The following is a 24439-nucleotide window of genomic DNA, read 5'->3' as shown; positions in this document are numbered from 1 at the left end:
ATAAAGAACAATGATTAAAGGCACTTTTTTACTTACGAATTAATTTAATTCTTCTTTTATAAGCTTTTGAATGTTAGTCCATGTGCTTTCGTTCATTTTCGGTCCAACCACTTCAATAACATGTCCGGATAGGATCGACCCAATCTTTCCACATTTTTCGATGGACAGATTTTGAATCAGACCAAACAGAAATCCGGCGGCATACAAATCACCGGCACCGGTTGTATCAATACTTTTGGCTGGTATAATACCCACTTTTACAACTTCGTTGGCACGTTTGATCATTGACCCTTGTTTGCCCAGCTTTAGAATAGCTACCTGGGTGTGCTTTGCCAGCTCCTCAAGGGCTGCTTCGCCTTCTTTACCAGTATAGGCTTTGGCTTCCTCCTCGTTGGCAAAAATAATGTCTACATAATTATGGACGAGCTTGGTTAAGAACTCCAGGTTCTCTTCCACTACATTAAAACTGGCCAAATCAATACTGGTGATGAGGCCATTGGCTTTGGCTAACTGATAGGCTTTTTCGATAAGCGCCTTGTTCTGCACCAGGTAACCTTCCACATGGAAGTATTTATAGCCTTTGAAGAGTTCTTCAGCCAAATCATCTTGTGATAGTTCCACCGCCGCGCCCAGGAAGGTCGCAAACGTCCGTTCCGAATCGGGACTAATCAAAGCATTGGCATGTCCGCTTTGTGTATCGGATTCCAATAGGTGAGGGGTGATGTTGTGTGCAGTCATATCAGCTTTGAATACCTGACCCAGATCGTCTTTGCCAATTTTGCCAATAAAGCCTGTTTTAACGCCTAAGCTGGCCAAGCCATGAATGGTGTTGGCCGCTGAGCCACCACTGGCCAGATCTTTTTTGATATGAGAGGTAGCTTCTTTCACTTTTTGGGCAGCCGCCGCGTCCACTAACTGCATACTTCCCTTTGGTAAATTCAATTCTTCCAATAATTGGTCGTTTTCCAATACCGCCAGTACATCTACCAAGGCATTTCCTAAACCTAATACACTGCTCATACTTAATCGTTTAATATTTTGGGGTAAATTTATTCTAAAAATTTTCGACAAAGATATTGCATATTTTGAAGATTCCTTATAGTTTTGCAACGCATTTGACGAAAATGCCTCCCCTAATAAAGGAGTTCAAAACAGATTGAAATAAATTCCCTAGTAGCTCAGTTGGTTAGAGCGGCGGACTGTTAATCCGTAGGTCGTAGGTTCAAGTCCTACCTGGGGAGCTTTAGAAAGCTTAAACGGAGCTTTTATTTTTAACAATATTTTCCCTAGTAGCTCAGTTGGTTAGAGCGGCGGACTGTTAATCCGTAGGTCGTAGGTTCAAGTCCTACCTGGGGAGCTAAGAAGAGCTGATTATGACTAGTCAGCTCTTTTTTTGTACCTTACCTTAATGAAATACTATGTCTATATACTTTTTTCAGAAGTAGCTAACAAGTATTATGTCGGCTACTCGCCTGATCCTCAACACCGTTTGATTCAACACAATTCTTACCAAAATAAATCTAAGTTTACAGCCAAATACCAACCTTGGATACTAAAAGCTTCCTTTGCTGTTAATGACAACATAGGTCAGACTATGAAAGTCGAAAAGTTTATTAAAGATCAGAAAAGCAGAGCGTTTATTCAAAAGCTAATTGACAAACAAGACGACACAGAGTTTATCAAAACCATAATCATCAAGGCCACCTTATAGAGCGGTCCCGAAGAGTCGGGATTAATCCGTAGGTCGTAGGTTCAAGTCCTACCTGGGGAGCTGAAAAAGCCACTTCAAATTTTTGAGGTGGCTTTTTTCGTATTTGTTGTTGATGTTAACGATTGAATCTGCACAGGATAAGGAGCAGGGCATCCCTATTTATTAATTTATTATTGCAATCACCTTCTCCAATTTTTCTTTAACGATCTTCGCAATTTGGTTTAACTGGTCGTTTTCCACTACCTGCATGGATGCAAAAGGATCAATGGCTGCAATTTGAACATGGTTATCATCAAGTTCGAATATAATCACATTGCAAGGTAGCATGGTGCCAATTTTATCTTCTATTTGCAATGCCTGATGTGCCAAAGGCGGGTTGCATGCACCAAGAATCTTATACTTTCTGAAATCAACATTCAATTTTTCTTTCAGCTTTTTGTGGATGTCTATTTCTGATAATACTCCAAAACCCTCTTTTTGGAGAGCTTCCTTTGTTTTTAGGATGGCTGATTCAAAATTTGTATCTAATGTTTTCTCTATGTAGTACTTCATAATTATTTGATTTTATTTGTTTACTTTCATTTTTCGTTTTAAAAGCTGTGCATTAACTGCAACAATAATTGTACTCAGGCTCATTAAAATCGCACCTAATGCCGGGTTTATTATTATTCCCGAACTATATAATACACCGGCAGCTAGTGGTATGGCGACGACATTATATCCTGTTGCCCAAACAAAGTTCTGTATCATTTTTTTATAGGTTGCTTTTCCGAACAGAACCAATGATGCAATATCCTGGGGGTTACTGTTTACCAATATAATATCCGCTGTTTCAGCAGCCACATCAGTTCCTGACCCCACGGCAATACCAACATCTGCTTTTGCTAAGGCTGGTGCATCGTTAATGCCATCTCCAGTCATAGCAACAAACTCACCGTTTTTTTGAAAGGCCTCAATTTTTTCGAGTTTGTGGTCGGGTAATACCTCAGCAAAATAGCCATCCAGACCTAACTCATCACTTACACTTTTGGCAACTTTTTCATTATCACCTGTCATCATATAAAGTTTAAGGCCGATTTTTTTCAATATATGTACAGCTTCGTACGATTCCTCCCTTATTTCGTCAGCCATGGCTATAAATCCCGCTAATTCTTCATTCACCAATACAAAAACAATTGTTTCCTGTTCATTTTTAAAGGCTTCATCAGGTATTTTAAGGTTATGCTCTTTCACAGCACCAGGGCTTACTACCTTTATTTTTTTATTTTCTACATCGGCTTCAATGCCTTTTCCGGTAATGGAATTGAAGTTTGTTGCCTCAGGAAGCTTTATTCCTTCTTGTTTTATTTTATCCATAATACCTATTGCCAATGGATGCTCTGATTTAGCTTCCAGTGCACCAGCAAAGCTCAGGATATCCTTGTCTTTGTAATTTTTATGTAGTGCTCCAAATCGGGTAACTCCAAAATTACCTTTTGTGAGAGTACCAGTTTTATCAAACGCTAGCAGGGTAATTTTCCTGGCATTTTCAAATGCAGTACGGTTTCGAATTAGCAGTCCTTTTCTGGCTGAGATGGACGTAGAAATGGCCACGACCAGAGGAACGGCCAGACCTAATGCATGCGGGCAGGTGATCACCATTACGCTTGCCATTCGTTCTAATGCAAATACAAAGGGTTTACCAATAATCAACCAAGAGGCAAGTGTTCCAAAACCGACGGTAAGTGATGTAAGAGTTAACCAAAATGCAATACGGTCGGCCAGGTGTTGTGTTTTCGATTTTTTATTTTGCGCATCCTTCACCATTTTAATGACTTTATTCAAGTATGCCTCATTGCCAACTTGCTGCACCTGTACCTGAAGTGAGCCGTGACCGTTTATGGTTCCACCTATTACGTTCTCACCTTTTCCTTTTTTAATGGGTTTTGATTCTCCGGTAACCATGGATTCATTCACAGAGCTTTCTCCATCAGTAATGATGCCATCAACCGGTATTTTTTCACCTGGACGTACCAGTACCACATCCTCTTTATTTAGTTCATCAACTTTTATGTCTTTGGTATTTCCATCTGTTATCAGGTGAGCTTCTGCCGGCATCATTTCCACCAGTTGTTGAAGTGAGCTGGAAGCGCCCATTACTGACTTCATTTCAATCCAATGCCCCAAGAGCATAATGTCGATTAAGGTAGCCAATTCCCAAAAAAACTTTTTGCCTTCCAACCCAAATGTGGTGGCCGAACTATATCCAAACGCTACGGTTATGGCCACCGCTATCAGGGTCATCATTCCTGGCTGTTTCTTCTTGAACTCTTTTACTAAGCCTGTTAAGAAAGGCCAGCCACCGTAGAAATAAACAAAGGCCGAGAGTGCGAAGAGTACATAGCCCGAAAAGCTAAATGTTAAATTGTACCCCAAAAAATCCTGAATCATTGGTGAAAGAACCAATATAGGAAGGCTTACGGTAAGCGATACCCAGAAGCGCTTACGGAAGTCTTTAATCATCATGGCATGGTGAGAGGAATGGTTGTGCGACTCGTGACCTTTGTGCTGGTGGGAGTTTTTTTCTTTGTTGTGATGTTTTCTGTGCTTATCATTAAGTTCAGAATGATTATTCATGATATGAGCTTTTTGTGTTTCAAATTTTTATTTATCAACTTCATCTTTCACTATTGCTCTTTTTAAGAATACTAAGCGGTGTTTAAATTTTTGTTTACATAGTACAGTTCCTTTAACTATTTTACATGTTTTAATTTCAAATCCTTCTTTTACTGTTGCTGTATGAGTTGTTCTTGTGAATGACAAAATGCAGGAATACCTAATTTCATATGAATGAGCCAGCTATTTTTTTCCGATTCATATGCAAAATGAGAATGATTAAGTTACTGATAAAACTGTCGATATCAAAATTGGATCAACTTTGACTTATGTATAGACAAGGGCAATATTTTTAGTATAAATCCAACTTCTGTGGATGGTTTATATCAGCATACAATAGAAAGCATTGGAGAAGGCAAAGGCCTGATTTTTTGACTTGTATTATATTGGCTACCTTTATGGGAAAATTTAACCTGATGACTCAAACAGAAAACTTCAAAAAAGAGACGCTAACTATCGATATCATAAAAGCCAATATATATGGCTTTGCGATACTCATCCCGATTGCTCTGGCGTTTGGTTTGCCTTATTACTTCATATGGCTGACAGATTTCGATTTACTGAATTTTATTCGCCAAATTAAGCCGATGGATGTGGCCATTGCCACGCTCTATTTCTTTGCTGCCATGCTTATTGGCATAGTGCTGCATGAATTGATTCATGGTGCCACCTGGGCCATATTCGCAAAAAAGGGCTTTGGTTCCATCAGGTTTGGGGTTATTTGGAAGCTACTCACCCCATATTGTCATTGCAAAGAACCGTTGAAAGTAAAACATTATATAGCAGGAGCAATCAGTCCGGCTATTCTTCTGGGAGTGCTACCTGCTGCATTGGCCCTCATTTATGGCTCCTTTGAATGGCTCTTATTTGGTATGTTCTTCACTGTGGCGGGCTGTGGTGATTTTATGGTTATTGATTTACTGCGGAAAGAAAAAATGAACGATTGGGTGCAGGATCATCCATCAGAAGCTGGGTGTGTCATTTTCCGAAAGGTGGAAACAGCCTGAAAACCATGAGCAGGTGAGTTTTTACTTTTGTTGATCGGACGTAAATATTCAGAAGATGGGCTTGATGTTTAAGCAGACTCGGATACATCACGTTTTCATCTTACATTCTCGTTAAACATTTCGGCCAGATACCTTAAAACGGGATACTGTACAGGCCTGCTTGTCTCACATGAGTGGGGTATAGATGAGTTCTCTGGCAGTGTTTTGTTAAATACATCTTGTTTTATATCTTTATCTGCCACAGTGGTTTAGTACTGCCTGGTAATTCTGTCTACTTGTTGTTATTCTGGTGTTTTTAATCCCGTCATAATTTTCTTATCATGATAAAAAAAGCGCTTTCGTTTAGCCTGGTCACCTTATTTACCATGTTCTCACAGGCTCAAAGCCCTCAAATCAACCGTGATATTTTGCTGGCCGCTTCAATGTTATACAACACCTATTATCAGGTGGAGACCAAGCTGAATGGGAGGGATCCAAGTATGGAGGAAGGTTATCGTGAGGTGGAGTTTTTTTTCCACTACATTGGTACCGACTCACGCGTGATGGAGTTTTATTGCGAGGATAGGGGAAGGGATCGCTCTGAATACCGCGTGATTAAAACCCGGATTGCTTATGAAGAGGCCGCTTCGGTCCTTGATCGCTTTTTAAAATACTGGGACGAAAACCAGTATTTTAAAAAACTATCGGATGACGTGTTTTTGTATAAAGGCCCCACTAATCTGGAGTATGAGAATCGCCGGCGACCAGGTGAATCCATTTATCTCAAGGCCCAAAAAGAGCACGCCAATTTGGTGGTTGAGTTATTCTTACAATGAGTTTTTTACGATTATCAGAGATCCAGATAAAGGCTTAAGCCCACCGACACCGGATACAATTCCGGCCCTTTATTTGTTTCAAACAGGCTGGAGAAATAGTAGGTGCCATACAGGTTGATGGCGCGGTAGCCCACCCGTACCATACCGCCATACCTGAATGTGCGAAGGTTATGTGCCCCTTTTTTCTTTTGCTTATGCGGATCCAGGCTATCGTCATACACAATGCGGTTGTAGGAGTTGATGCGCCACCCCCCAATGCCACCTGCCGAAATATAGAAGGGTTTTCGTTGATGCTGCGTTGGAATCTGGAATTCCAATAGCAGAGGCACATTCAAATGCGTGGTTACCAGCTTATTTTTATCCAGCGGACGTGCGGCGGGCTCATAACTTATAATGCCTTCCGCATTTTTTGACAGGATGATTGGGTTGGAGAAGTGGTAATTATTCCATTCAATTCCTAAGCCGGTTACCAGCCCGATATTGCCTTGTTTATTAAGGCCAATGCTCCACTGCAAAGGGTTTATGGCAAAACTTCTTGAACGGCCTGCATTGAGCTCCATAAAAGAATTGTCGCCAGACAGATGGGTGCTGCCACTGGCATCCATAAAGTTGTTAAACCCCAGATCCAGTCCGGTAAAGTGTCCCTTAAAATGGGATTGTTTTTTCTGATAGCGGATACGGTCTTTTTCACCAATCGAAATGTAAGTATTATCGCCGTCTTCATTAATAACGATGTTGCTGCCTAAAATTTTAATGTACGTTTTGTTCCCCTCGTCATCCTCAATGGTGATTTCTTTTTCGTTGGTGTTTTGAGGCTGGTCTTCAGCCTGGGCATAGTCATTTTCAGGAGCTGGCAAATCAAGTGCCCGGCCCATTTCATCAATCCATATCATTTTGCCATCGAGTAAGGCTTTGGCTTTGCCCTCCTTAAAGGCCCAAATATGTGTGTAGATAGGCGGGATGATGGCATTGCCCGATGCATCAATGTAGCCTACTTTTCCATCTTTCAGGACACGAGCCTTACCTTCCTCAAAGGTCCATATTTGCTGGTATTCGCAGGGGATAATCTCATTGCCTGAAGCGGTGATGTAGCCCACTTTCCCGTTTTTTAGTACGCGTGCTTTGCCCTCCTCAAAGGCCCATATTTGTTGGTATTCGCAGGGAATAATTTGTTCGCCCTGCTTGTTGAAATAGCCAAGCTTTCCTTGCCGGAGCACTTTAGCCAGTCCTTCCTGAAAGGGCCACACCTGATCGTATTCGGCCGAGATAATGATTTGGCCACTGATGTGGTAAACACCTGCTTTTCCTGATTTCAGAACTCTGAAAAACCCGTTGTCATCCAGATTCCATACCTGGTTAAATTCGCAGGGAACTATTATCTGTCCGTCAGCGCGGACAATGCCTACCCTGCCATCTTTCATCACCCGGTAAATGCCTGTTTCAATCTCCCAGTGACGCTCATAGATAGCTGCCACATCGGGTTGAATAGTTTGTCCGATGGCCTGAAAGCCTGATAGGATTAGAATGAACAGTATAGCGACAAATTGCTTAGGCATAATTGTGGTCTTTTAAAATTGGATAAGTGACAGTCCTATGGTAAACGGATATAATTCGGGGCCTCTGTTGTCTGTATAAAAGGTGGAGAAGTTATAGGTGGCATACAGGTTAATAAAACGGTAACCAACTCTGAACATGGCTCCATACTGAAAGGGTGTCAGGTTAATATCATCCCGGCCTTTATCTTTGGTGCGGTTGCCATTTTCCTTGTAAACGAGTTTAGTGTGTCCGCCAATTTTGAATCCACAGTAAGGACCGGCTGACACATAGAAGCGATGGTAGGGTTCCGAAGCGGGTATTTGCCATTCGAACAGCAGCGGAATGTTAATAAATGAAGTGGTTATTTTATTTTTTTCTACACTTCGTTCTTCAGGTACCGGTACACCAATGGTGCGGCCTGTTGAGGCATCGCGCTCGAAGGTGTAGGGCAGGTCGGTGCGGTAGTTATAAAAAGTCCATCCGGCGCCCAGTACCATTCCAAAATTATTTTTGTGGCGTTGCAGTCCAATGTTGTATTGTAAGAAGTTGATGCTAAAGGTGACTGATTTGGAACCATTCAAATCCATAAATAACGCATCGGACGGCAGGTCGGTCGAAAAGTCGGAGGTGAAGTAGCCATTAAACCCAATGTCACAGCCGGCCCAGTGGCCTTTAAACTTTTCGCGGGGTACTCGCACCATGCGAATGCGCGAACGATTGTAGTCTTCAATTATTTCGAAGCGGCGGCTGCCAATGGTTATTTTTGTGATGGTGTCGTTTAGCTCATCTACTTCCACCTTAACTCCCGGTGCCTTTACAATGCTTTTGCCATTTTTTTCTTCCACCGAAACAATGCCTTTGCTTTTTTCACTTTCTTGAGCTTGCACGGTGCTGACAACAGGAAGCAGGCACAGTGCCAATAGTATGATTTGGATTTCTTTTTTCATGAGTTTTAATTTTACTTTTTATTTGCCATATGGACCTCTCCAACAAATTTTAAGCATGCGCGTGTGTGCAGCATTCCAATTAAAATATACGGGTTCGTTTCATCTGGTTCTTTTTATTACTCCTAACCACTCCCGCTGGGCAGGATACAATGTCCAGCTAATTCACATGTTCAGCTGCAGCAATGAAACAGTTGCATTAGTTGGTCAATGGTGGCTATTGTATTTTTTTTAATCAAAGGTAGGACGCGCATTTGTGCCTGTTTGTTACAAGTCATCATCTAAAACACATAGAAAAAGTAATAAAACATTAGTAACTTGTCATTTATACTCATCTAATACTAAGCCTATGCATGTTGCAATATTTATGGGGAGTCCGCGCTATAATGGTAATACCTCCACCATGGTGTCTATCTTATCCACTGCTTTAATTACAAAAGGGGCCGAATGTAAAAGCTTTTACTTGTACACGCACCGTATTGAACCCTGCCTCGACTGTCGGCTTTGTAAGTATGATGATATGGAGTGCAGTCAGCTCGATGATATGACCCTTCTGTATAAACACATTGAATGGGCGGATGTGATCATCATTGGAACCCCCATCTATTGGTTTGGACCTTCGGCGCAAACCAAGCTGCTGATCGACCGTTTCAGACCTTATTTTGCCAACAAGAAATTATATGGTAAGCGGGCGGCCTTATTGTTGCCTGCCGGTTCGGGTGTGGAGGACAGTGATATTACCATTGAGCAGTTTAAACGTTTTTTTAAGGCTTTGGGAGTTGAGTACATCGATGCTGTAGCCCTTAAAGCTTATGAGGAAGGAGATGTGAAGGATGATGCCAAACAGCACGACCGTATTCGGGATTTGGTTGAGAAAATAATGGAAGAAGAGGTGGCCTGAATACCCGTTCAACTAAAAATTTAGTGAAATAGTTTTGAAGGATAAAAATATTCACTACATTTGAACTAATGATTTAGTTGAAAAGAATGAAAGAATTAACCAAAGCAGAAGAACAAGTGATGCAAAAACTATGGGAGTTGGGCAAAACCAATGTGAAAAGCATCATCGATCTGATGCCGGATCCCAAACCGGCTTACAACACTGTATCTACCATTGTGCGCATTCTCGAGAGCAAGGGTTTTGTCGATCATGAAAAGATGGGCAAAGGATACGTGTATTTTCCAATCGTGACAAAAGAAAGTTATCAGAAGGCCTTTATGAAGCGCTTTATGTCGAACTATTTTCAGGATTCTTTTAAAAACATGGTGTCCTTCTTTGCCAAAGAAGATAAGATGGACATTAATGATTTGGAAGAGCTCCTGAATGATGTAAAAAAGGATTTAAATAAAGAAGAATAACTACGCCATGAACCTAATCGTAAACTATTTATTTGAATCGGCGCTGATATTGGGCTTGCTGACGATCTTCTACCGTGGGATATTGCATTACGATCCCCATTTTAAATTCAATCGCTTTTACCTACTGCTCGCTTTGCTGGTGGCAACGGTTGCTCCCTTGGTAAGCATATCGGTTTATCGGAGCGCGGTGGCAGAGGGCGATGTTTATGTTGGCAACGTACTTGGTGCTATTACGGTGTATGCTCAAAACACAAAAGCCACGGTTGTGCCGGTTGTGGCCCAATCGTCGGCTTTTAAATGGTTGTATATAGTTGGTTGCCTCGGTTTGTTGCTGCGCCTGCTTTATGGCTTTGTCCGTTTGGGCGGATTAGCCGGTAAAGTGAAGTTGGTTAGTTTCGTTGGATACAAAGTGGCTGACTTGCCCGGTCAGTTCAATCCTTTTTCATTCTTTAACGTGGTGTTTGTGAATCAGTCGCGCTATTCCGAAAAGGAATTGGAGCAAATTATGATTCATGAGCTCACACATGTTCGGCTCAGGCACAGTTGGGATGTGCTTTTGCTCGAATTGCTACTGGTTATTCAATGGTTCAACCCTTTTGCATGGTTCCTGCGCAGTCTGCTCAAAGAATTGCACGAGTTTCAGGCTGATAAGCAAGTGCTGGCACAAGGGTATTCAGCTACAAGTTACAAGGAGTTGTTACTGTTTCAGGCCACAGGTGCCCGCTTGTTGCCGGTGAACAATTTCAACCAGTCTCTTACAAAAAAACGTTTTACCATGATGAAACGCGTCGTGATGGAATCTGCAAATTGCTCAGACACCGATGAGGTGACTTCCAAGCGGCCGTTGCAACTAAAAAGAAAACACATGAAAAAAGATAATAGTCAAAAATTATTCAGTCTGAAATCAGTAGTGGCTATGGTGACCCTCTCTATGGTGGCCGTACTATTCGCCTGCGAGCTGCGCGATGAGGAACCCGCTCTGACAGAAGAACAAACGGAGATAAAGGAGGCCATTGAAAATACCAATGCCCAATTGAAAACAGTTACAGGTCCCGTATTTTTTGTGGTGGAGGAGATGCCACAGTTTCCGGGTAGCGAAGAGGCTTTGCGTCAATACATTGCCAGCTCTGTGGTCTATCCTGAGGAAGCTCAAAAGGCAAACGCCAGCGGGCGTGTTTACGTTACTTTTATTGTAGCCGATGATGGCAAGGTAAAAGATGTGAAAGTTGCTCGCAGTAGTGGTCATTCTATTTTAGATGATGAGGCTGTTCGTGTGGTCTCGTCAATGCCGCAATGGACGCCCGGCAAGCAGAAAGGACAAACAGTGAATGTCAGCTATACTATACCCATTAACTTCTCATTAAATGGAGAAGAGCCCGAAATAAAAGAAGGGCAGAGGAGTGTAAAGATTGTAAATATGACCGAAGAGCAAAGGGCTACGGCAATAAAAAATATTAAAAGTAAAGGATTTGGAGTAAAGTACAACGAAGATAGAACCAAACTAGTGCTAAGTAAAGATGACCAAGTCTTTGAGGTAGATGGCGTGCATCCTAGTGTTTTAGATGATGATAATTAGATCGAATTGAATTTTATAAATGGTTTTAGTTACATGCGGACATCACACGATGGTCCGCATGTTTTGTAAACAGGCATTCTCTTTTAATGAAGAGGATGCGCTGTTGCTCAACACCGATTTATAGTTTATGCGGCGCCGTTACCGGCAGCTCACAGGTCTTATTTTGGCACTTATAAATTAAAGTGGCGCCTTCTTTAAACCGGTCTTGTAACACTTCCAGTTTTGATGTTCCGTCAAGCGATGCGGCATAGATGGCGCCCGGTCGCAGTTGTTGTTGTAGCTCTTTTCGGAAGCCCTGTGTTTGCTCGCCGGTAATCACCATCTCCTGACGCTGATTCTGCAAATAGGCCAGCAAGGCCCATTGTGCATAATAGGTGGGATGCTCCTCCGCCTGCTGACTCATTTTGGCTATTAAAGTGTGGGCGATGGTTTCATAGTCGGGCAGATGGTACAATTGGTGCAGGCGCACCAGGTTATTGGCCATGGCCCCCACCGACGAGGGGATAACATTATCCTGCACATCCGTTTTGCGGGCAATCAGTTGTTCGCCACTTTTGGCGGTGTAATAGAATACCTGCGCAGTGGCATTGTAAAACTCACCAATGGTATAGTCCGCCAGTTTCTTAGCCGAGTTGAGGTAGCGTTCGTTAAAGGTCACTTCATACAAACCAATAAGCGCATCAATCATAAAGGCATAATCATCCAGAAAGGCAGTTATTTTACTACGCCCATTTTTGGTGGTTCGCAGTAAGCTTCCATCCGGTTGCTGAACATGGCTGAGTAAATAGTTCATGGCGCTTTCGGCCATTTGCAGATGCGCCTCTTCACCAAAAGCCTGATACGCCTCGCACAAGCCGCCAATCATCAGCGCGTTCCACGAGGTAAGGGCCTTATCATCCAAACCGGGTCGAACGCGGTGCTGTCGCACGGTAAAAAGTTTTTCAAGCGCCTTGCTGACAGTAGCTTCAAAACCGTCGGGGTCTAAATGGTGCTGAAGGGCATAGGCTTTGCGCGGCCTGTTGCCATGCAATATATTTTTACCGCTCTCCCAGTTACCACTTTCTGTAATGTTGAAATAGCGTAAGAAATGCTCATCGTCGCCAAGGATTTCTTTTAATTCCTGGTAGGTCCATACATAAAAAAGGCCCTCTTCGCCTTCGCTGTCGGCATCCAGCGCCGAGTAGAAAATACCTTCGGGCGCTGTGAGTTCTCTTTTTACAAAGTCAATGGTTTTCTCTGCAATATGTTGGTAATGGGGCTGGTGCGAGGTTTTATAAGCCTGGCTGTACAGCGAAATTAACTGGGCATTATCATACAGCATCTTCTCAAAATGGGGGGCGAACCACCGCTCATCCACTGAGTAACGGGCAAAGCCGCCACCAACCTGGTCGTAAATGCCGCCGGAAGACATGTGGTCGAGGGTCAGGTAAACAAAGTCGAGCAGCGATTTATCTGTTTGCAGATAGCCCACCTGATGAATCAGTTTGAGAGCCACCGGCATGGGAAATTTTGGCGCCGCTCCAAAGCCGCCGTATTGATCGTCGAAACGGGTGCGGCTTGCTTGCAGCGCCTGATAAATATCGGCGGTTACATCCGCCTGGGCCAATGGCAATTCCAGTTGACGGATGCCCTGCGTTAAAGCTTCGGCCTGTTGCATCAGCTTTTCTTTGCCAGTGGTGTTCAGGTCGGCCAGCTGCTGCAGCACCGCCAGCCATTGGGCTTTGGGAAAATAGGTGCCGCCCCATACCGGCCGGCCATCGGGCAGGGCAAAGCAGTTTAAAGGCCAGCCGCCTCTTCCGCTCACCAGCTGCACCGCTTCCATATACACCTGATCCACATCGGGGCGCTCTTCTCGATCGACCTTGATACAAATAAAATGCTGATTCATTACCTGCGCCACCGCGTCATCTTCGAAAGACTCCTGTTCCATAACATGGCACCAGTGACAGGCCGAGTAGCCAATGCTAATAAGCAGCAGCTTATCTTCTGCTTTGGCTTTTTGTAAGGCCTCGTTGCCCCACGGATACCAGTTAACGGGGTTATGGGCATGTTGCAGCAGGTAGGGGCTGGATTCGTGTATTAATTGATTGCTAGGCATAGATGTATTATTTTGTGGCGCCCAATGGTTCAGCAGGGGCAGTAAAAACGGCCGCCGATTGTGCTGACGTCAGGGTTATAATAACAACAGCTGGTGGTATTGGAAGTTCAATGGCCGGGGAGCTTGTTTGCCCCATGCAGCGACCTTGCGTTTGTATAAATAGAATTTGTCACCATCCTAAAAGCTCACCGATGAGGGAGGGTAAGAAAAAAGAAAAGTTTTTGGAAGACGAGTACGAAAGGCTGGTATCTCTTGTTGGTAAAGAGAAGGCCGATAAGTACTTTGCCGAACGAAACTATCCCTTCAGAATAATCGGGGATGCCATCATCCAAAAGCTGATTAAAGATGTCTATTCAGCATTGCCGTGAAGTGCCAAAATTGGTGGGGTCATTTTTTGTTATTTAGTACTCTATAAATGTCTAACCTTTTGGTTGTTTTCGGTAGTTAAGTGGTGAACAGCCCATTACTTGTTTAAAAATGCGGGAAAAATGAAATGGATCTGAATAACTTACCCTTTTGGCGATAGCACTAATTTGTAGGTTGGAATTATCCAATAACTGACACGCTTTTTGGATCCTTAAATTAGTCAAGTAATCGATGGGTGATCTTCCTGTTTTTTTACGAAAGAGTGATGAGTATTGCGAAACAGATAGTTTTGATTCACTGGCAAGAGCATTTAAATTCTGTTTTTTCGTCAGGTTTTGTTTCATATAGGAAATGGACTTCGTGATTACATCAGTCTCGTCTTCTTTTTGTATTTGTTTATATTGACTGATGTACTTAAAAGAGGATAGAAAATGCAATAAGCAGATGTTGGCATATTGCAAATTTTCCGTGCTATAGCCCATTTCCAGAATTTTCATAATCTCATTAAATAGCTGAATTCGGTCATCAATCCGGTAGTGGTCCGAGTTGGGTATTGTTTTTGGCACATTAGTAGGGTCGTAGAAGTGCTCAGCTAGCTCACCAGTAAAATGCACCCAATAGATGCTCCAAGGATGTGCTTTACTGCTTGAGTAGGCATGTGGCACGTGAGGCGGTAATACAAAATATTGATTGGTGCCAATATTCACCTTTTTCCCATTTAAAGAAATCCATCCTTCACCTTCAATACAGTAAATGAGAATAAATTGATTGCATCCACATTCACGAGCCCTATAATGATGTTTGGCTTTTGGATAAAAGCCAATATCCGTTAAATGCAGGTTTTTGCTTATAGGATCGGCAAGTAGTTTCGCTAAAATATTATCAGGTAAAACCACTGATTCCCGCTTTGTTAGCTCTTTCTCATTTTTAATTCTAAAATCCATAATTGTTCATCCCTGTTTTCTCCATATCAATTGTAATCTATTGGTATGTAAAATGATAAGATAACCGACATTCGGCTATTATCTGAAAGGTGTCTAATTGATAGCAATAAGATTATCCATGTATTTAAGCAATGTAGCCATTTTTTTACACTATTAAATTTAATTTTTTTGTAAAGGAGCTATAATCTAAAATGAAATGACACACTATAACACTAAATACCTATTGAGTAGATTGATGGTTTCAGTGTTTGGTGGGCTTTTTTTGGCTTATGGCGGTAAGGCTTTTGTTGGTGCAAAGTCTTTCGATGAGCGTTTTTGTCCACTGGCTTCCATGTAGGTTAACTAAAATTGGACAGGAAGAAAATTTCAGGCGAAATATTAGCAACAGAGTACAGCGTCTTAATGATTCTCAGGAAGTACTCAAATAGGCTGCTTAGTATATGGACAATGGACTTAGATAAGGGAAGTCTTTAGAGGAAATTGAAGAAGAGTTTATAAAGTAATTTAGATATGATTATTTCTAGAATAATAAGGTTTTTGTTATTGGCACTGTTATTCGGAGCGTGCAATAGAGAGGTTAATAATGAGTTAGACCTTTCAGGGGATTGGAGTTTCCGAATTGATTCATTGGATCAAGGCATTTCGGAAAAATGGTTCGAAAAAGAATTTTCAGAAACGGTTAAACTGCCAGGTTCATTAGCCGATAATGGCAAAGGAAGAAAAGTTGATCATGCAACCCAATGGCTGGGGACGATTAAAAATAAAGAATGGTATACAGACCCGGATTACCGGCCATATCTTAACGATTCTGTTTTTCGATTTCCCTATTGGCTTATTCCGGAGCTTCATTATTACGGTGCAGCCTGGTTTCAAAAAACAGTAAACATTCCAAATGATTGGCAGGGTAAAAGCATCCGACTTTACCTGGAAAGATGTCATTGGGAAACCAAAGTTTGGGTTAACCAAACAGAAGTAGGCTACAATAATGCTTTGGGCACACCTCATGAATATGATTTAAGTGGCTTTCTTTCACCTGGAGCTCATACTCTAACAATAAGGGTGGATAACAGAATGAAGGCTGTAAATATTGGCCCTGATGCACATAGTGTTTCAGACCACACACAAGGGAATTGGAATGGTATAACTGGCGAATTGAAACTAATCAAGTCGGATGCAGTCAACATAGCTCGCATCAAGTGCTACCCTGATGTAGAGCATAAAAAAGTGGTGGTTGTATTAAATGTTGATAATCAAACAAACAAAACTCAACAGGCAACCATCAATTTGCAGGCAAATCTTAAATCAACAAACGAGCCTGCCCATCAAGGCCATTTCAAAGCTAAAATTAATCCAGGCTTACAAACCCAAAAATATGAAATAGACATGGGTGTAGATGTAAAGCTATGGGATGAGTTTACACCCAACCTTTACACCCTAAAGGCTCAAGTTGCAGGAGAGGGCTTTAACAGCCAAAAAGAGACCACCTTTGGCATGCGGGAAATTAAGGTTGTTGATAAGCAAATCAAAATTAATAACCGCCCGGTGTATTTCAGGGGTACCTTGGAGTGCGCAATTTTCCCAAAAACAGGGTATCCACCAACTGAAGTGGGTGAATGGAAAAGAATAATAGAGATTTGTAAAGCGCATGGGTTAAACCATATGCGTTTCCACTCCTGGTGCCCTCCGGAAGCTGCTTTTATGGCTGCCGATGAGTTGGGCTTCTATCTGCAGGCAGAGAGTTCTGCATGGCCAGTGATGGGTGGCGCTAGTGTTGGAGCCGACAAACCTTTTGATAATTGGATATACGAAGAAACCGATAGAATTATCGAAGCTTACGGAAATCATCCGTCGTTTTGTTTAATGACACATGGTAATGAACCTTCAGGGAGAAATCATCGAAAATTTCTTGGAGAGTGGGTTACCCATTATAAACAAAAAGATGATAGAAGACTATATACAGCCGGTGCCGGTTGGCCAGTGATTGAAGTGAACGACTTTCACAATACAGCCAACAATGTCCGGATTCAAGGTTGGGGCCAAAGTCTTAATAGCATCATCAACCGTGAGGCACCACGAAGTGATTACGATTGGAGAGAAGCTACTCAAAAGCTCGCGACACCAATTATCGCTCACGAAATAGGTCAATGGTGTGCCTATCCTAATTTTAAAGAGATAGATAAATACGATGGGCATCTGAAAGCTACTAATTTCGAGTTGTTTCAAAAGAGTTTAGAGGCGCATCACATGGGTCATTTGGCCGATAGTTTCCTATTGGCTTCTGGAAAGTTACAGGCGCTCTGCTATAAGGCCGATATTGAAGCGGCATTGCGCACTCCTGGTTTTGGAGGTTTTCAGCTGCTTGATTTACATGATTTTCCCGGGCAGGGGACTGCACTTGTCGGTGTTCTCGATGTGTTTTGGGATGAGAAAGGTTATATAACAGCTGATGATTATAGCAGGTTCTGTAACCAAACCGTCCCATTAGTCAGATTCCCAAAACATATTTATCAAAGTGCAGAAGCCATAAGTTTAGATGTTGAAGTCACCCACTATGGTAAAGTTGCGTTAAAGCAGGTGGTGCCGCAATGGAGCATCAAAAATACGAAGGGAGAGATACTGCAATCAGGCCACCTTGATGCAATAAATATTCCTTTAACCAGCGCATATCCTTTAGGGAGCATCTCCACTTCTATTGAAACAGATAAAGCCATTCAATTAAATTTAGAAGTGAGTATTAATGGATATGCTAATGACTGGGATTTCTGGGTTTACCCCAATAAACCACAACTAGAATCCGATCTGGTACTTGTTGTACAACAATTAAATACAAAAGCCATTGAAGCACTGCAGAACGGTGGGAAAGTGCTGCTTACTTCCAAAAAAGGAAGTGTGAAACCAGAATATGGAGGTGATATTGGTATTGGTTTTTCCAGTATTTTCTGGAATACAGCATGGGCGACCGACCAAAAACCTACTACATTGGGCATTTTGTGCGATCCAATGCATGCAGCATTTAATGACTTTCCGACCGAGTATCATTCAAACTGGCAATGGTGGGATGCCATGAGTCATTCCGATGCCATATCTCTTGAAGATTTATCAAGTGATGTTCAGCCGATTGTTCGGGTTATTGACGATTGGGTAAAGAACCGCCGGTTAGCCTTGGTCTTTGAAGCAAATGCCGGGGGTGGCCATTTAATGGTATCCGGAGTTGACCTGGTAAGTAACTTAGCTGAACGACCGGAAGCCAGACAGATGCGAAGCAGCTTGGTGAAATACATGGAGAGCGACCAATTTAAACCCGTTGCAGAGCTAGAGTTAACTGACATACTTGAGTTGTATAAATAGTCAGACAGAAGGTGGTTAGGCAGCATTCGATAACTGAGCAGAACAAACCTACCTGTAAATACGGGAGAGCGGAAATAACCCGGGTTGGTGTCCAGAACACAATGTATAATTCAATTGGAGTTAGCAGGTTGAATGCGCAACTATTCAAGTCTAACTTTATCGATAGTAATAGAAAGATAATTTTGTAAGAACAGCTGATATGAATCGAAAGAAAGTCCTTCTAGCCTTAGCGCTACTAACATCAATGAGTACTGTGTGCTTCTCTCAGGAGAAAGAGTATTCATGGGAAGAATTGCGGGAACAGTATCAGTTTCCCGCCTGGTACACCGAAGCCCGCTTTGGAATATGGGTGCACTGGGGAGCGCAAACAGAGCCTAAAGAAGGTGGAGGCTGGTATGCCCGACACATGTATATGCCCGATGTGGGGAGCGAAACGTGGGGGGAAAACGCTTATCCGTATCATTGCAAAACCTATGGGCATCCATCGGAAATTGGTTACAAGGATGTGATCAATGAATGGAAAGCAGAAAATCTGGATACAGACGCTTTATTAAAATACTTCAAGAAGATAGGGGCAAAGTATTTTGTGGCGTTGGCCAATCACCATGATCATTTTGACAATTTTAATTCTACCTATTTGGAGTGGAACTCTGTAAATGTTGGACCAAAGAAAGATATCATTGGCGAATTTTCAGCGTCCGCCAAGAAATACGGTATTCCATTTGGTGTTAGCTCTCACGACGATCGCTTTTTGCGTTGGTGGTTGCCCGCTTTTGATTCAGACAAAGAAGGCAAATACAAGGGCGTTCCATACGATGGGCATATGACCAAGGAAGATGGAAAAGGTAAATGGTGGGAAGGACTGGATCCGGCAAAGCTTTATGGCTTACCTCCTGAAAAAAGAACGCCTGAATACATTGAGGAGGTCAAGAACAATTGGATGCAGAGGCATACTGAACTGGTTACTAAATACGACGTTGACCTGCTTTGGTTCGATGGATATGGATTCCCATATAAAGAATATGGTAAGAGAGTGTGCGAAAACTTTTTCAATCATAGTCTTGAAAAAGATGGAGAAATCAACACTGTAATAGCCGGTAAATTTCATAAGGAGCCTTCAACAGTAAAAGATATTGAACGCGGAGGAGCTAACGAGATATTGCCATATCCCTGGCAGGGAATCACTACTCCCAGAACGTGGTTCTACAAAGAGGATAGTGGAAAACTAGAATACCGGCATAACGCAAGGTCAATTATTGAATTGTTGGTTGATTACATGAGTAAAAACGGGAATCTCTTGCTCAATGTTGAGTTGTTGCCAGATGGAACAATTCCGCCAGAGCAAATAGATTTGCTTGATGAGGTTGGAAATTGGATTAATCTTAATGAGGAGGCGGTTCATGCCACTAAACCTTGGAAAATACATGGCGACAATCTCAATTCAATTGAGAAACGCCTGTCAAGTGAAGCTGCCACCGAAGCTGATCTGGAAGCATTGAAAAAACTTAAAAATAATCACCATTTTAATGAAAGAACAGCTGGCAGTCCTCAGTATGGACATGATGAAGTGCGTTTTACAACCAAAGGTGATGTACTCTACCTTTATGTACTGAATCCGAAAGCAGGAGAAATTGAGATTCCTGCATTAGGATTAGACTCAAAGCATCATGTAAAAGAGATTACTTCAATTAAAATGTTGGGTAGTCGCTCAAAAGTTATGTTTAAACAAGATGCAGAGAGGCTAACTATTGATGTTTCTGCTGAACGGCCAAATGACTACGTGACTGTCTTTAAGGTTAAGGGCGCATTATAATATAAGGCTGGAGACAGTAATGATTAGGTTTACTAGGTTATAAGAGGAATATTAATTAAAGGGAAAGAGTAAAAATGAAGAAAATAATTGCATCAACAGCATGGTTGTTAGTTCTTTGTTTATTTGCTGCATGTCATGATGATGCCAATAATAGAAAGCAGCCCAATGTGGTAATGATATATGCCGATGACATTGGCTATAGTGATGTGGGTGTTTATGGAGCTGCATTAATCCCAACTCCCAACATAGATAAACTGGCGGCCGAAGGCATTCGATTTACTGACGGACACTGTGCCGCTTCAACCTGCAGCCCGTCAAGATATGCTTTGCTTACCGGAGAGATGGGATTTAGGAAAAAAATTACCATTCAACCGGTAAATGCGCCGGCATTGATTCAACCAGGTCAGTTTACATTGGGAAGCCTCTTTCAACAAGCCGGCTATCAAACCGCTATTATTGGGAAATGGCACTTGGGCCTAGGAAATGGCAACATGGATTGGAATAAGAAGATAACAGCAGGCCCCAACGATGTGGGTTTCGATTACTCTTTTATCATTCCTTCGTCCAACGATCGTTCTCCTTTTGTTTTTGTCGAAAATGATAAAGTATACAAGCACGATCCCAACGATCCTATCACTGTATCTTTAACGCCAATCCACGACTCAATCCCCGGAACGAAATACCCTGATGCACTCGAAAACCCTGAGTCCATTACTGTATATCAAGGAGACAAAAATCATCAATGTTCTGTCATTAATGGTGTTGGACGCATTGGTTATATGAAGGGGGGCAAAAAAGCATTGTGGAAAGATGTTGATATTGCAGATAACCTGGTAGATAAAGCCAAAAACTTTATCAATAGAAATGATGATAAGCCATTTTTTTTGTTGCTAACAACCAATGATATTCATGCGCCCAGGTTGCCACACCCACGCTTTAAAGGGGCAACCACATTAGGTTACAGGGGGGATAATGTGGTGCAATTGGATTGGTGCGTCGGACAAATAACAGAGTTATTAAAAGAGAAGGGTTTGGAAGAGAACACAATTGTTATTTTTTCGAGTGATAACGGACCCGTGTTTATTGATGGTGGTTATGAAGATGGCTCAAATGAAGGTGGTCACGATGCTAATGGTATCTACAGGGGAGGCAAATACTCCATTTATGAAGGTGGAACCCGAGTACCTTTTATTATCAAATGGCCGGGAAAAATTAAGCCGCAGGTATCATCGGCTTTGGTAAGCCAGGTTGATATGCTGGCATCTTTTGCTCATTATTTTAACATAACCGTTCCCAATATTACAAACTTAGACACTAGAAATTATTGGAATGCATTGATGGGTATCGACAAAAAAGGAGCTCATGTACTTATAGAACAAATGAATTCAGATAGAGGACTGGCGCTCCGAAAAGACCATATGAAATACATTTATTTCAACAATCGAGGAGGAGAATTATATGACCTTGATAAAGATCCCTCAGAGGAAAATAATATTTTAGAACAGCATCCCGAACTCTCAGAGAAATTGCATAATGAGTTGATGAGGCTAAAAGAAAACCACCTGAATACGGTTTATGGTGTTGAATAATATTCTTAACGCCTAACATCCTCTAAGCTCCTGCAACTAATCGCCTGTAATCTAACTAAAGTGATTGAATATGAATGTTATAAATAAATTGCTTTTCCTTTTTACTGCAGCAATAGTAATGAGTGCCTGTACTACAGAGCCGGAAAAAATTAGTAAACCAAACATCCTTTTTATTGTTGTTGATGATCTTGGTTATTCAGATCTCAGTTGCATGGGAAGTGAATATTATGAAACTCCAAATATTGATAAAATTGCTGCTAATGGTGTCAATTTCACCAATGGCTACGCGGCTTGTGCTGTTTGCAGTCCTTCCAGAGCCAGTTTACTGACCGGTAAGTTTACGGCGCGTCATGGCATTACCGAATACATTGGAGCGCCTTATGGCGAAGATTGGAGGAGTATGGAACGGCATACCAGGCTCTTGCCTCCCGCATATAAACCCTTCCTGAATCATGACGATGTTACATGGCCTGAAGCTTTGAAAGAAAGTGGTTATCATACCTTCTTTGCCGGTAAATGGCATCTTGGTGGCGAAAAAGATAATTCCTTACCAACCCATCATGGTTTTGACATTAATAAAGGCGGCTTTCATCAAGGTGGTCCGTATACGGGAGGTTATTTCTCTCCATTTAATAACCCATACTTAACTGATTATCCGGATGAAAAAGGAATGAGCCTTTCTATGAAGCTGGCCAATGAAACCAAGGCGTTTATCGAACAGCATAAAGACTCAAACTTTTTGGCTTACCTTTCTTTTTATGCTGTTCATGGTCCTATTCAAACCACCAAAGAGAAGTGGACAAAGTACCGAAACAAAGCCGATTCGATAGGAATTGCCCCAAAAGGTTTTGAAATGGAGCGCATACTTCCGTATCGTAAACACCAGGACAATCCTGTTTATGCCGGTTTAGTGGAACAAGTGGATGAGGCGATTGGAAGTGTTATGCAAACTCTGGAGGATTTAGGGGTGGCACAGAATACAATGATTGTATTCACCTCAGATAATGGGGGTGTTGTTTCCGGAGATAATTATTCGACTAATAGCTTGCACTTACGAGGTGGTAAAGGCTATCAATGGGAAGGAGGAATTAGAGTTCCTTACTTTATTTATGTTCCCTGGCTGGATGAAAATGGTGTAACTAACTCAACACCTGTTACCGGAGCCGACTTATATCCAACTATCCTCGAATTGGCAGGTCTGCCTCCCAAACCTGAAGAGCATCAAGATGGCGTAAGTTTAGTACCTTTGTTACAAGGGGATACGATTTCAAGCAGGCCTCTTTATTGGCATTATCCGCATTATGGAAACCAAGGAGGTGAACCACATGCAATAATCAGGGAGGGCGATTATAAATTGATTCATTATTGGGAAGATGGACGGGATGAGTTGTACAATTTGACCGAAGATATTGGGGAGACAAAAGATTTGTCGGCACAAGAGCAACTGTTAACCACTCAGATGCGAAACAAGTTGCTGAATTGGCTCCAGTCGGTCAATGCCCGATATGCCACACCAGATTCACTTTATAACGAGAAAGCACACCATGCCGTGTTAGAAAGATACAGAACTCAACTTTATCAAAGACTTGAAAAGCAGCGGACGCAAATGCTGAGTCCTAACTGGCGACCTAACGATGATTGGTGGGGAAGTGAGTAGGGAAAAGAATGAGTAGTGGTTGCATGCCCATAAAATGGAAGACACTCCATTTGGATCCTTATCGTTGAAAGATAATCTCCTCCTTGCCAAGGAGGAGATAGGTATTTTAATTTTTTAAAATCTTCTTATTTTATCAGCCTGTCCATTTTGGCGGCTTCTTCATTCTGATCCAAACGCAGGTAGGTATTTTTCAGGTATTTAATGTAGCTCTGATTGGCCGGGTCTATCTTGCGCAACTGAATAAAACAGTCACGGGCAATACGAAAATCACCTGAAATCTTTTTCAGGTCGCGACGCAGGTAAGCATAGGTGGTGGCATTTTTATTTTTGTTGTATTTAGCCATCTCATATTTGTAGCGGTCTTCGGCTTTGTTGTAGTAGTATTTGGCTTTCCACTCAAGGGCAGCCTCGTACTTTGGCTGGGCTCGCAGCAGTTCGTTACAGGCCTTTACCGCTTTTGTTTCATTTTTGGTGGCTTCCAAAGCCATAATGTAAGCCAGTTGGGCTTCTTTGGACACGGTGGCGGCGCCCTTGCTTTCGTAAGCCTTTACCAAGGCCTCGTTGTTATTATTGGCGGCGTTTAAAAACACCAAACGTTCGGTTTTAAGGGTTGCCAGCTCGGGCGTACTTATTTTATCTGAATAGCTGTTCCAGAGGCTGAGCTCCTGCTCGGCTTGTCCTTCGCGTTGCAGCAACTGGGCATACTCCGCTATTAAGCCAATGTTGGCATCATCTTTCAGCAGGCGGTCGTAGATGGTGGCCGCTTCGCTGCTTTTATCGATTTGTACACTGCTTTGGGCTTTTTTGATCCACAACTCTTTGGCCACTTCAACATTATTGGCCTCGGCCAGCTTAATGTATTCGGAGTAGAGCGTGTAGGCCTTGGTATAGTCGGCCTGGTTAAAAGCAATGTCGGCTTCAGACTGGAGTGTGGGCAGCTTGGCTGTAGGGTTACAAGCGGCCAGTAATACAATGGATAGTATGATGAATACCTTCTTCATTATAAATAAGTTTTGGTGTT

Annotated in this window: 19 protein-coding genes and 2 tRNA genes; 13 read left to right on the top strand and 8 right to left on the bottom strand. The window is 42.2% G+C overall.

The genetic code is table 11. The annotated features are described in order from the left end of the window. Positions 1-39 precede the first annotated feature (39 nt). The gene (locus ACSX1H_RS07250) at positions 40-1020 is read right to left on the bottom strand and encodes an adenosine kinase (protein ID WP_439183174.1); all 981 of its coding nucleotides are present in this window, start codon (positions 1018-1020) and stop codon (positions 40-42) included. Positions 1021-1167: 147 nt separating this feature from the next. Here ACSX1H_RS07250 and ACSX1H_RS07245 point away from each other — a divergent pair. The 3 genes from ACSX1H_RS07245 to ACSX1H_RS07235 all read left to right on the top strand — a co-directional run bounded on the left by ACSX1H_RS07245 (position 1168) and on the right by ACSX1H_RS07235 (position 1711). Continuing rightward, positions 1168-1241: transfer RNA gene (locus tag ACSX1H_RS07245), tRNA-Asn, on the top strand. A 42-nt stretch (positions 1242-1283) separates the two neighbouring features. After that, positions 1284-1357: transfer RNA gene (locus ACSX1H_RS07240), tRNA-Asn, on the top strand. Between the two features lie 51 nt (positions 1358-1408). After that, positions 1409-1711, top strand: a complete 303-nt coding sequence (locus tag ACSX1H_RS07235; RefSeq protein WP_439183173.1) for a GIY-YIG nuclease family protein — start codon at positions 1409-1411, stop codon at positions 1709-1711. 162 nt (positions 1712-1873) lie between these two features. Here the strand turns inward: ACSX1H_RS07235 and ACSX1H_RS07230 are convergent, their stop codons facing one another. Both ACSX1H_RS07230 and ACSX1H_RS07225 read right to left on the bottom strand, forming a co-directional pair. Further along, entirely contained in the window at positions 1874-2263 is a 390-nt protein-coding gene (locus tag ACSX1H_RS07230; protein WP_439183172.1) for a DUF302 domain-containing protein, read from the bottom strand. A gap of 12 nt (positions 2264-2275) precedes the next feature. Beyond that, positions 2276-4327 (bottom strand): copper-translocating P-type ATPase, encoded by a 2052-nt coding sequence (locus ACSX1H_RS07225; protein ID WP_439183171.1) that lies wholly within the window; start codon positions 4325-4327, stop codon positions 2276-2278. A gap of 437 nt (positions 4328-4764) precedes the next feature. Between ACSX1H_RS07225 and ACSX1H_RS07220 the strand changes: the two genes are divergently transcribed. Together ACSX1H_RS07220 and ACSX1H_RS07215 are read left to right on the top strand one after the other, a co-directional pair. Further along, positions 4765-5373 (top strand): DUF3267 domain-containing protein, encoded by a 609-nt coding sequence (locus tag ACSX1H_RS07220; protein WP_439183170.1) that lies wholly within the window; start codon positions 4765-4767, stop codon positions 5371-5373. A 320-nt stretch (positions 5374-5693) separates the two neighbouring features. Next, positions 5694-6188: a hypothetical protein gene (locus tag ACSX1H_RS07215; RefSeq protein ID WP_439183169.1), complete on the top strand. Its 495-nt coding sequence runs from the start codon at positions 5694-5696 to the stop codon at positions 6186-6188. A 14-nt stretch (positions 6189-6202) separates the two neighbouring features. On the opposite strand, the gene ACSX1H_RS07210 is transcribed toward ACSX1H_RS07215, so the two are convergent. After that, on the bottom strand, positions 6203-7744 hold the full coding sequence (locus tag ACSX1H_RS07210; protein WP_439183168.1) for a WG repeat-containing protein: 1542 nt from the start codon (positions 7742-7744) through the stop codon (positions 6203-6205). Positions 7745-7756: 12 nt separating this feature from the next. Next, positions 7757-8671, bottom strand: coding sequence for a porin family protein (locus ACSX1H_RS07205; protein ID WP_439183167.1), 915 nt, complete (start codon positions 8669-8671; stop codon positions 7757-7759). Between the two features lie 346 nt (positions 8672-9017). Here ACSX1H_RS07205 and ACSX1H_RS07200 point away from each other — a divergent pair, with 346 nt between their 5' ends. The 3 genes from ACSX1H_RS07200 (at position 9018) to ACSX1H_RS07190 (ending at position 11603) form a co-directional block, all read left to right on the top strand. Continuing rightward, positions 9018-9569 carry a flavodoxin family protein gene (locus tag ACSX1H_RS07200; protein ID WP_439183166.1) on the top strand — a complete coding sequence of 184 codons (552 nt, stop codon included), beginning with the start codon at positions 9018-9020 and terminating at the stop codon, positions 9567-9569. 86 nt (positions 9570-9655) lie between these two features. Beyond that, entirely contained in the window at positions 9656-10027 is a 372-nt protein-coding gene (locus tag ACSX1H_RS07195) for a BlaI/MecI/CopY family transcriptional regulator (RefSeq protein ID WP_439183165.1), read from the top strand. 7 nt (positions 10028-10034) lie between these two features. Beyond that, positions 10035-11603: a M56 family metallopeptidase gene (locus ACSX1H_RS07190; protein ID WP_439183164.1), complete on the top strand. Its 1569-nt coding sequence runs from the start codon at positions 10035-10037 to the stop codon at positions 11601-11603. A gap of 118 nt (positions 11604-11721) precedes the next feature. Here ACSX1H_RS07190 and ACSX1H_RS07185 read toward each other — a convergent pair whose 3' ends face one another. After that, complete coding sequence (locus ACSX1H_RS07185; protein ID WP_439183163.1) at positions 11722-13701, bottom strand: thioredoxin domain-containing protein; 1980 nt, start codon at positions 13699-13701, stop codon at positions 11722-11724. Positions 13702-13892: 191 nt separating this feature from the next. On the opposite strand from ACSX1H_RS07185, the gene ACSX1H_RS07180 reads away from it, so the two are divergent. Beyond that, positions 13893-14069 carry a hypothetical protein gene (locus ACSX1H_RS07180; protein WP_439183162.1) on the top strand — a complete coding sequence of 59 codons (177 nt, stop codon included), beginning with the start codon at positions 13893-13895 and terminating at the stop codon, positions 14067-14069. A gap of 51 nt (positions 14070-14120) precedes the next feature. On the opposite strand, the gene ACSX1H_RS07175 is transcribed toward ACSX1H_RS07180, so the two are convergent. Next, complete coding sequence (locus tag ACSX1H_RS07175) at positions 14121-15011, bottom strand: AraC family transcriptional regulator (RefSeq protein WP_439183161.1); 891 nt, start codon at positions 15009-15011, stop codon at positions 14121-14123. Between the two features lie 510 nt (positions 15012-15521). Here ACSX1H_RS07175 and ACSX1H_RS07170 point away from each other — a divergent pair. The 4 genes from ACSX1H_RS07170 (at position 15522) to ACSX1H_RS07155 (ending at position 23418) form a co-directional block, all read left to right on the top strand. After that, positions 15522-18359, top strand: coding sequence for a DUF8487 domain-containing protein (locus ACSX1H_RS07170; RefSeq protein ID WP_439183160.1), 2838 nt, complete (start codon positions 15522-15524; stop codon positions 18357-18359). Between the two features lie 199 nt (positions 18360-18558). Then, positions 18559-20172: an alpha-L-fucosidase gene (locus tag ACSX1H_RS07165; protein WP_439183159.1), complete on the top strand. Its 1614-nt coding sequence runs from the start codon at positions 18559-18561 to the stop codon at positions 20170-20172. Positions 20173-20246: 74 nt separating this feature from the next. Continuing rightward, positions 20247-21761, top strand: coding sequence for a sulfatase family protein (locus ACSX1H_RS07160; protein ID WP_439183158.1), 1515 nt, complete (start codon positions 20247-20249; stop codon positions 21759-21761). A gap of 70 nt (positions 21762-21831) precedes the next feature. Continuing rightward, positions 21832-23418 (top strand): sulfatase, encoded by a 1587-nt coding sequence (locus ACSX1H_RS07155; RefSeq protein WP_439183157.1) that lies wholly within the window; start codon positions 21832-21834, stop codon positions 23416-23418. Between the two features lie 125 nt (positions 23419-23543). Here the strand turns inward: ACSX1H_RS07155 and ACSX1H_RS07150 are convergent, their stop codons facing one another. Beyond that, a complete protein-coding gene (locus ACSX1H_RS07150) occupies positions 23544-24419 on the bottom strand; it encodes a hypothetical protein (RefSeq protein WP_439183156.1) in 876 nt (291 codons plus the stop codon). Between the last annotated feature and the right edge of the window lie 20 nt (positions 24420-24439).

Origin of the sequence: Carboxylicivirga taeanensis, from assembly GCF_051851475.1 — a bacterium.
GTDB lineage: Bacteria > Bacteroidota > Bacteroidia > Bacteroidales > Marinilabiliaceae > Carboxylicivirga > Carboxylicivirga taeanensis.
This window is presented reverse-complemented; position numbering and strand designations above follow the sequence as displayed.

What these genes read in the sequence shown, in the direction of transcription:
- ACSX1H_RS07215 (WP_439183169.1), top strand. Translation starts at nt 5,694, where the DNA reads ATGATAAAAAAAGCGCTTTCGTTTAGCCTGGTCACCTTATTTACCATG.
- ACSX1H_RS07225 (WP_439183171.1), bottom strand. Translation starts at nt 4,327, where the DNA reads ATGAATAATCATTCTGAACTTAATGATAAGCACAGAAAACATCACAAC.
- ACSX1H_RS07220 (WP_439183170.1), top strand. Translation starts at nt 4,765, where the DNA reads ATGGGAAAATTTAACCTGATGACTCAAACAGAAAACTTCAAAAAAGAG.
- ACSX1H_RS07170 (WP_439183160.1), top strand. Translation starts at nt 15,522, where the DNA reads ATGATTATTTCTAGAATAATAAGGTTTTTGTTATTGGCACTGTTATTC.
- ACSX1H_RS07230 (WP_439183172.1), bottom strand. Translation starts at nt 2,263, where the DNA reads ATGAAGTACTACATAGAGAAAACATTAGATACAAATTTTGAATCAGCC.
- ACSX1H_RS07160 (WP_439183158.1), top strand. Translation starts at nt 20,247, where the DNA reads ATGAAGAAAATAATTGCATCAACAGCATGGTTGTTAGTTCTTTGTTTA.
- ACSX1H_RS07195 (WP_439183165.1), top strand. Translation starts at nt 9,656, where the DNA reads ATGAAAGAATTAACCAAAGCAGAAGAACAAGTGATGCAAAAACTATGG.
- ACSX1H_RS07180 (WP_439183162.1), top strand. Translation starts at nt 13,893, where the DNA reads ATGAGGGAGGGTAAGAAAAAAGAAAAGTTTTTGGAAGACGAGTACGAA.
- ACSX1H_RS07250 (WP_439183174.1), bottom strand. Translation starts at nt 1,020, where the DNA reads ATGAGCAGTGTATTAGGTTTAGGAAATGCCTTGGTAGATGTACTGGCG.
- ACSX1H_RS07150 (WP_439183156.1), bottom strand. Translation starts at nt 24,419, where the DNA reads ATGAAGAAGGTATTCATCATACTATCCATTGTATTACTGGCCGCTTGT.
- ACSX1H_RS07165 (WP_439183159.1), top strand. Translation starts at nt 18,559, where the DNA reads ATGAATCGAAAGAAAGTCCTTCTAGCCTTAGCGCTACTAACATCAATG.
- ACSX1H_RS07205 (WP_439183167.1), bottom strand. Translation starts at nt 8,671, where the DNA reads ATGAAAAAAGAAATCCAAATCATACTATTGGCACTGTGCCTGCTTCCT.
- ACSX1H_RS07200 (WP_439183166.1), top strand. Translation starts at nt 9,018, where the DNA reads ATGCATGTTGCAATATTTATGGGGAGTCCGCGCTATAATGGTAATACC.
- ACSX1H_RS07190 (WP_439183164.1), top strand. Translation starts at nt 10,035, where the DNA reads ATGAACCTAATCGTAAACTATTTATTTGAATCGGCGCTGATATTGGGC.
- ACSX1H_RS07175 (WP_439183161.1), bottom strand. Translation starts at nt 15,011, where the DNA reads ATGGATTTTAGAATTAAAAATGAGAAAGAGCTAACAAAGCGGGAATCA.
- ACSX1H_RS07185 (WP_439183163.1), bottom strand. Translation starts at nt 13,701, where the DNA reads ATGCCTAGCAATCAATTAATACACGAATCCAGCCCCTACCTGCTGCAA.
- ACSX1H_RS07155 (WP_439183157.1), top strand. Translation starts at nt 21,832, where the DNA reads ATGAATGTTATAAATAAATTGCTTTTCCTTTTTACTGCAGCAATAGTA.
- ACSX1H_RS07210 (WP_439183168.1), bottom strand. Translation starts at nt 7,744, where the DNA reads ATGCCTAAGCAATTTGTCGCTATACTGTTCATTCTAATCCTATCAGGC.
- ACSX1H_RS07235 (WP_439183173.1), top strand. Translation starts at nt 1,409, where the DNA reads ATGAAATACTATGTCTATATACTTTTTTCAGAAGTAGCTAACAAGTAT.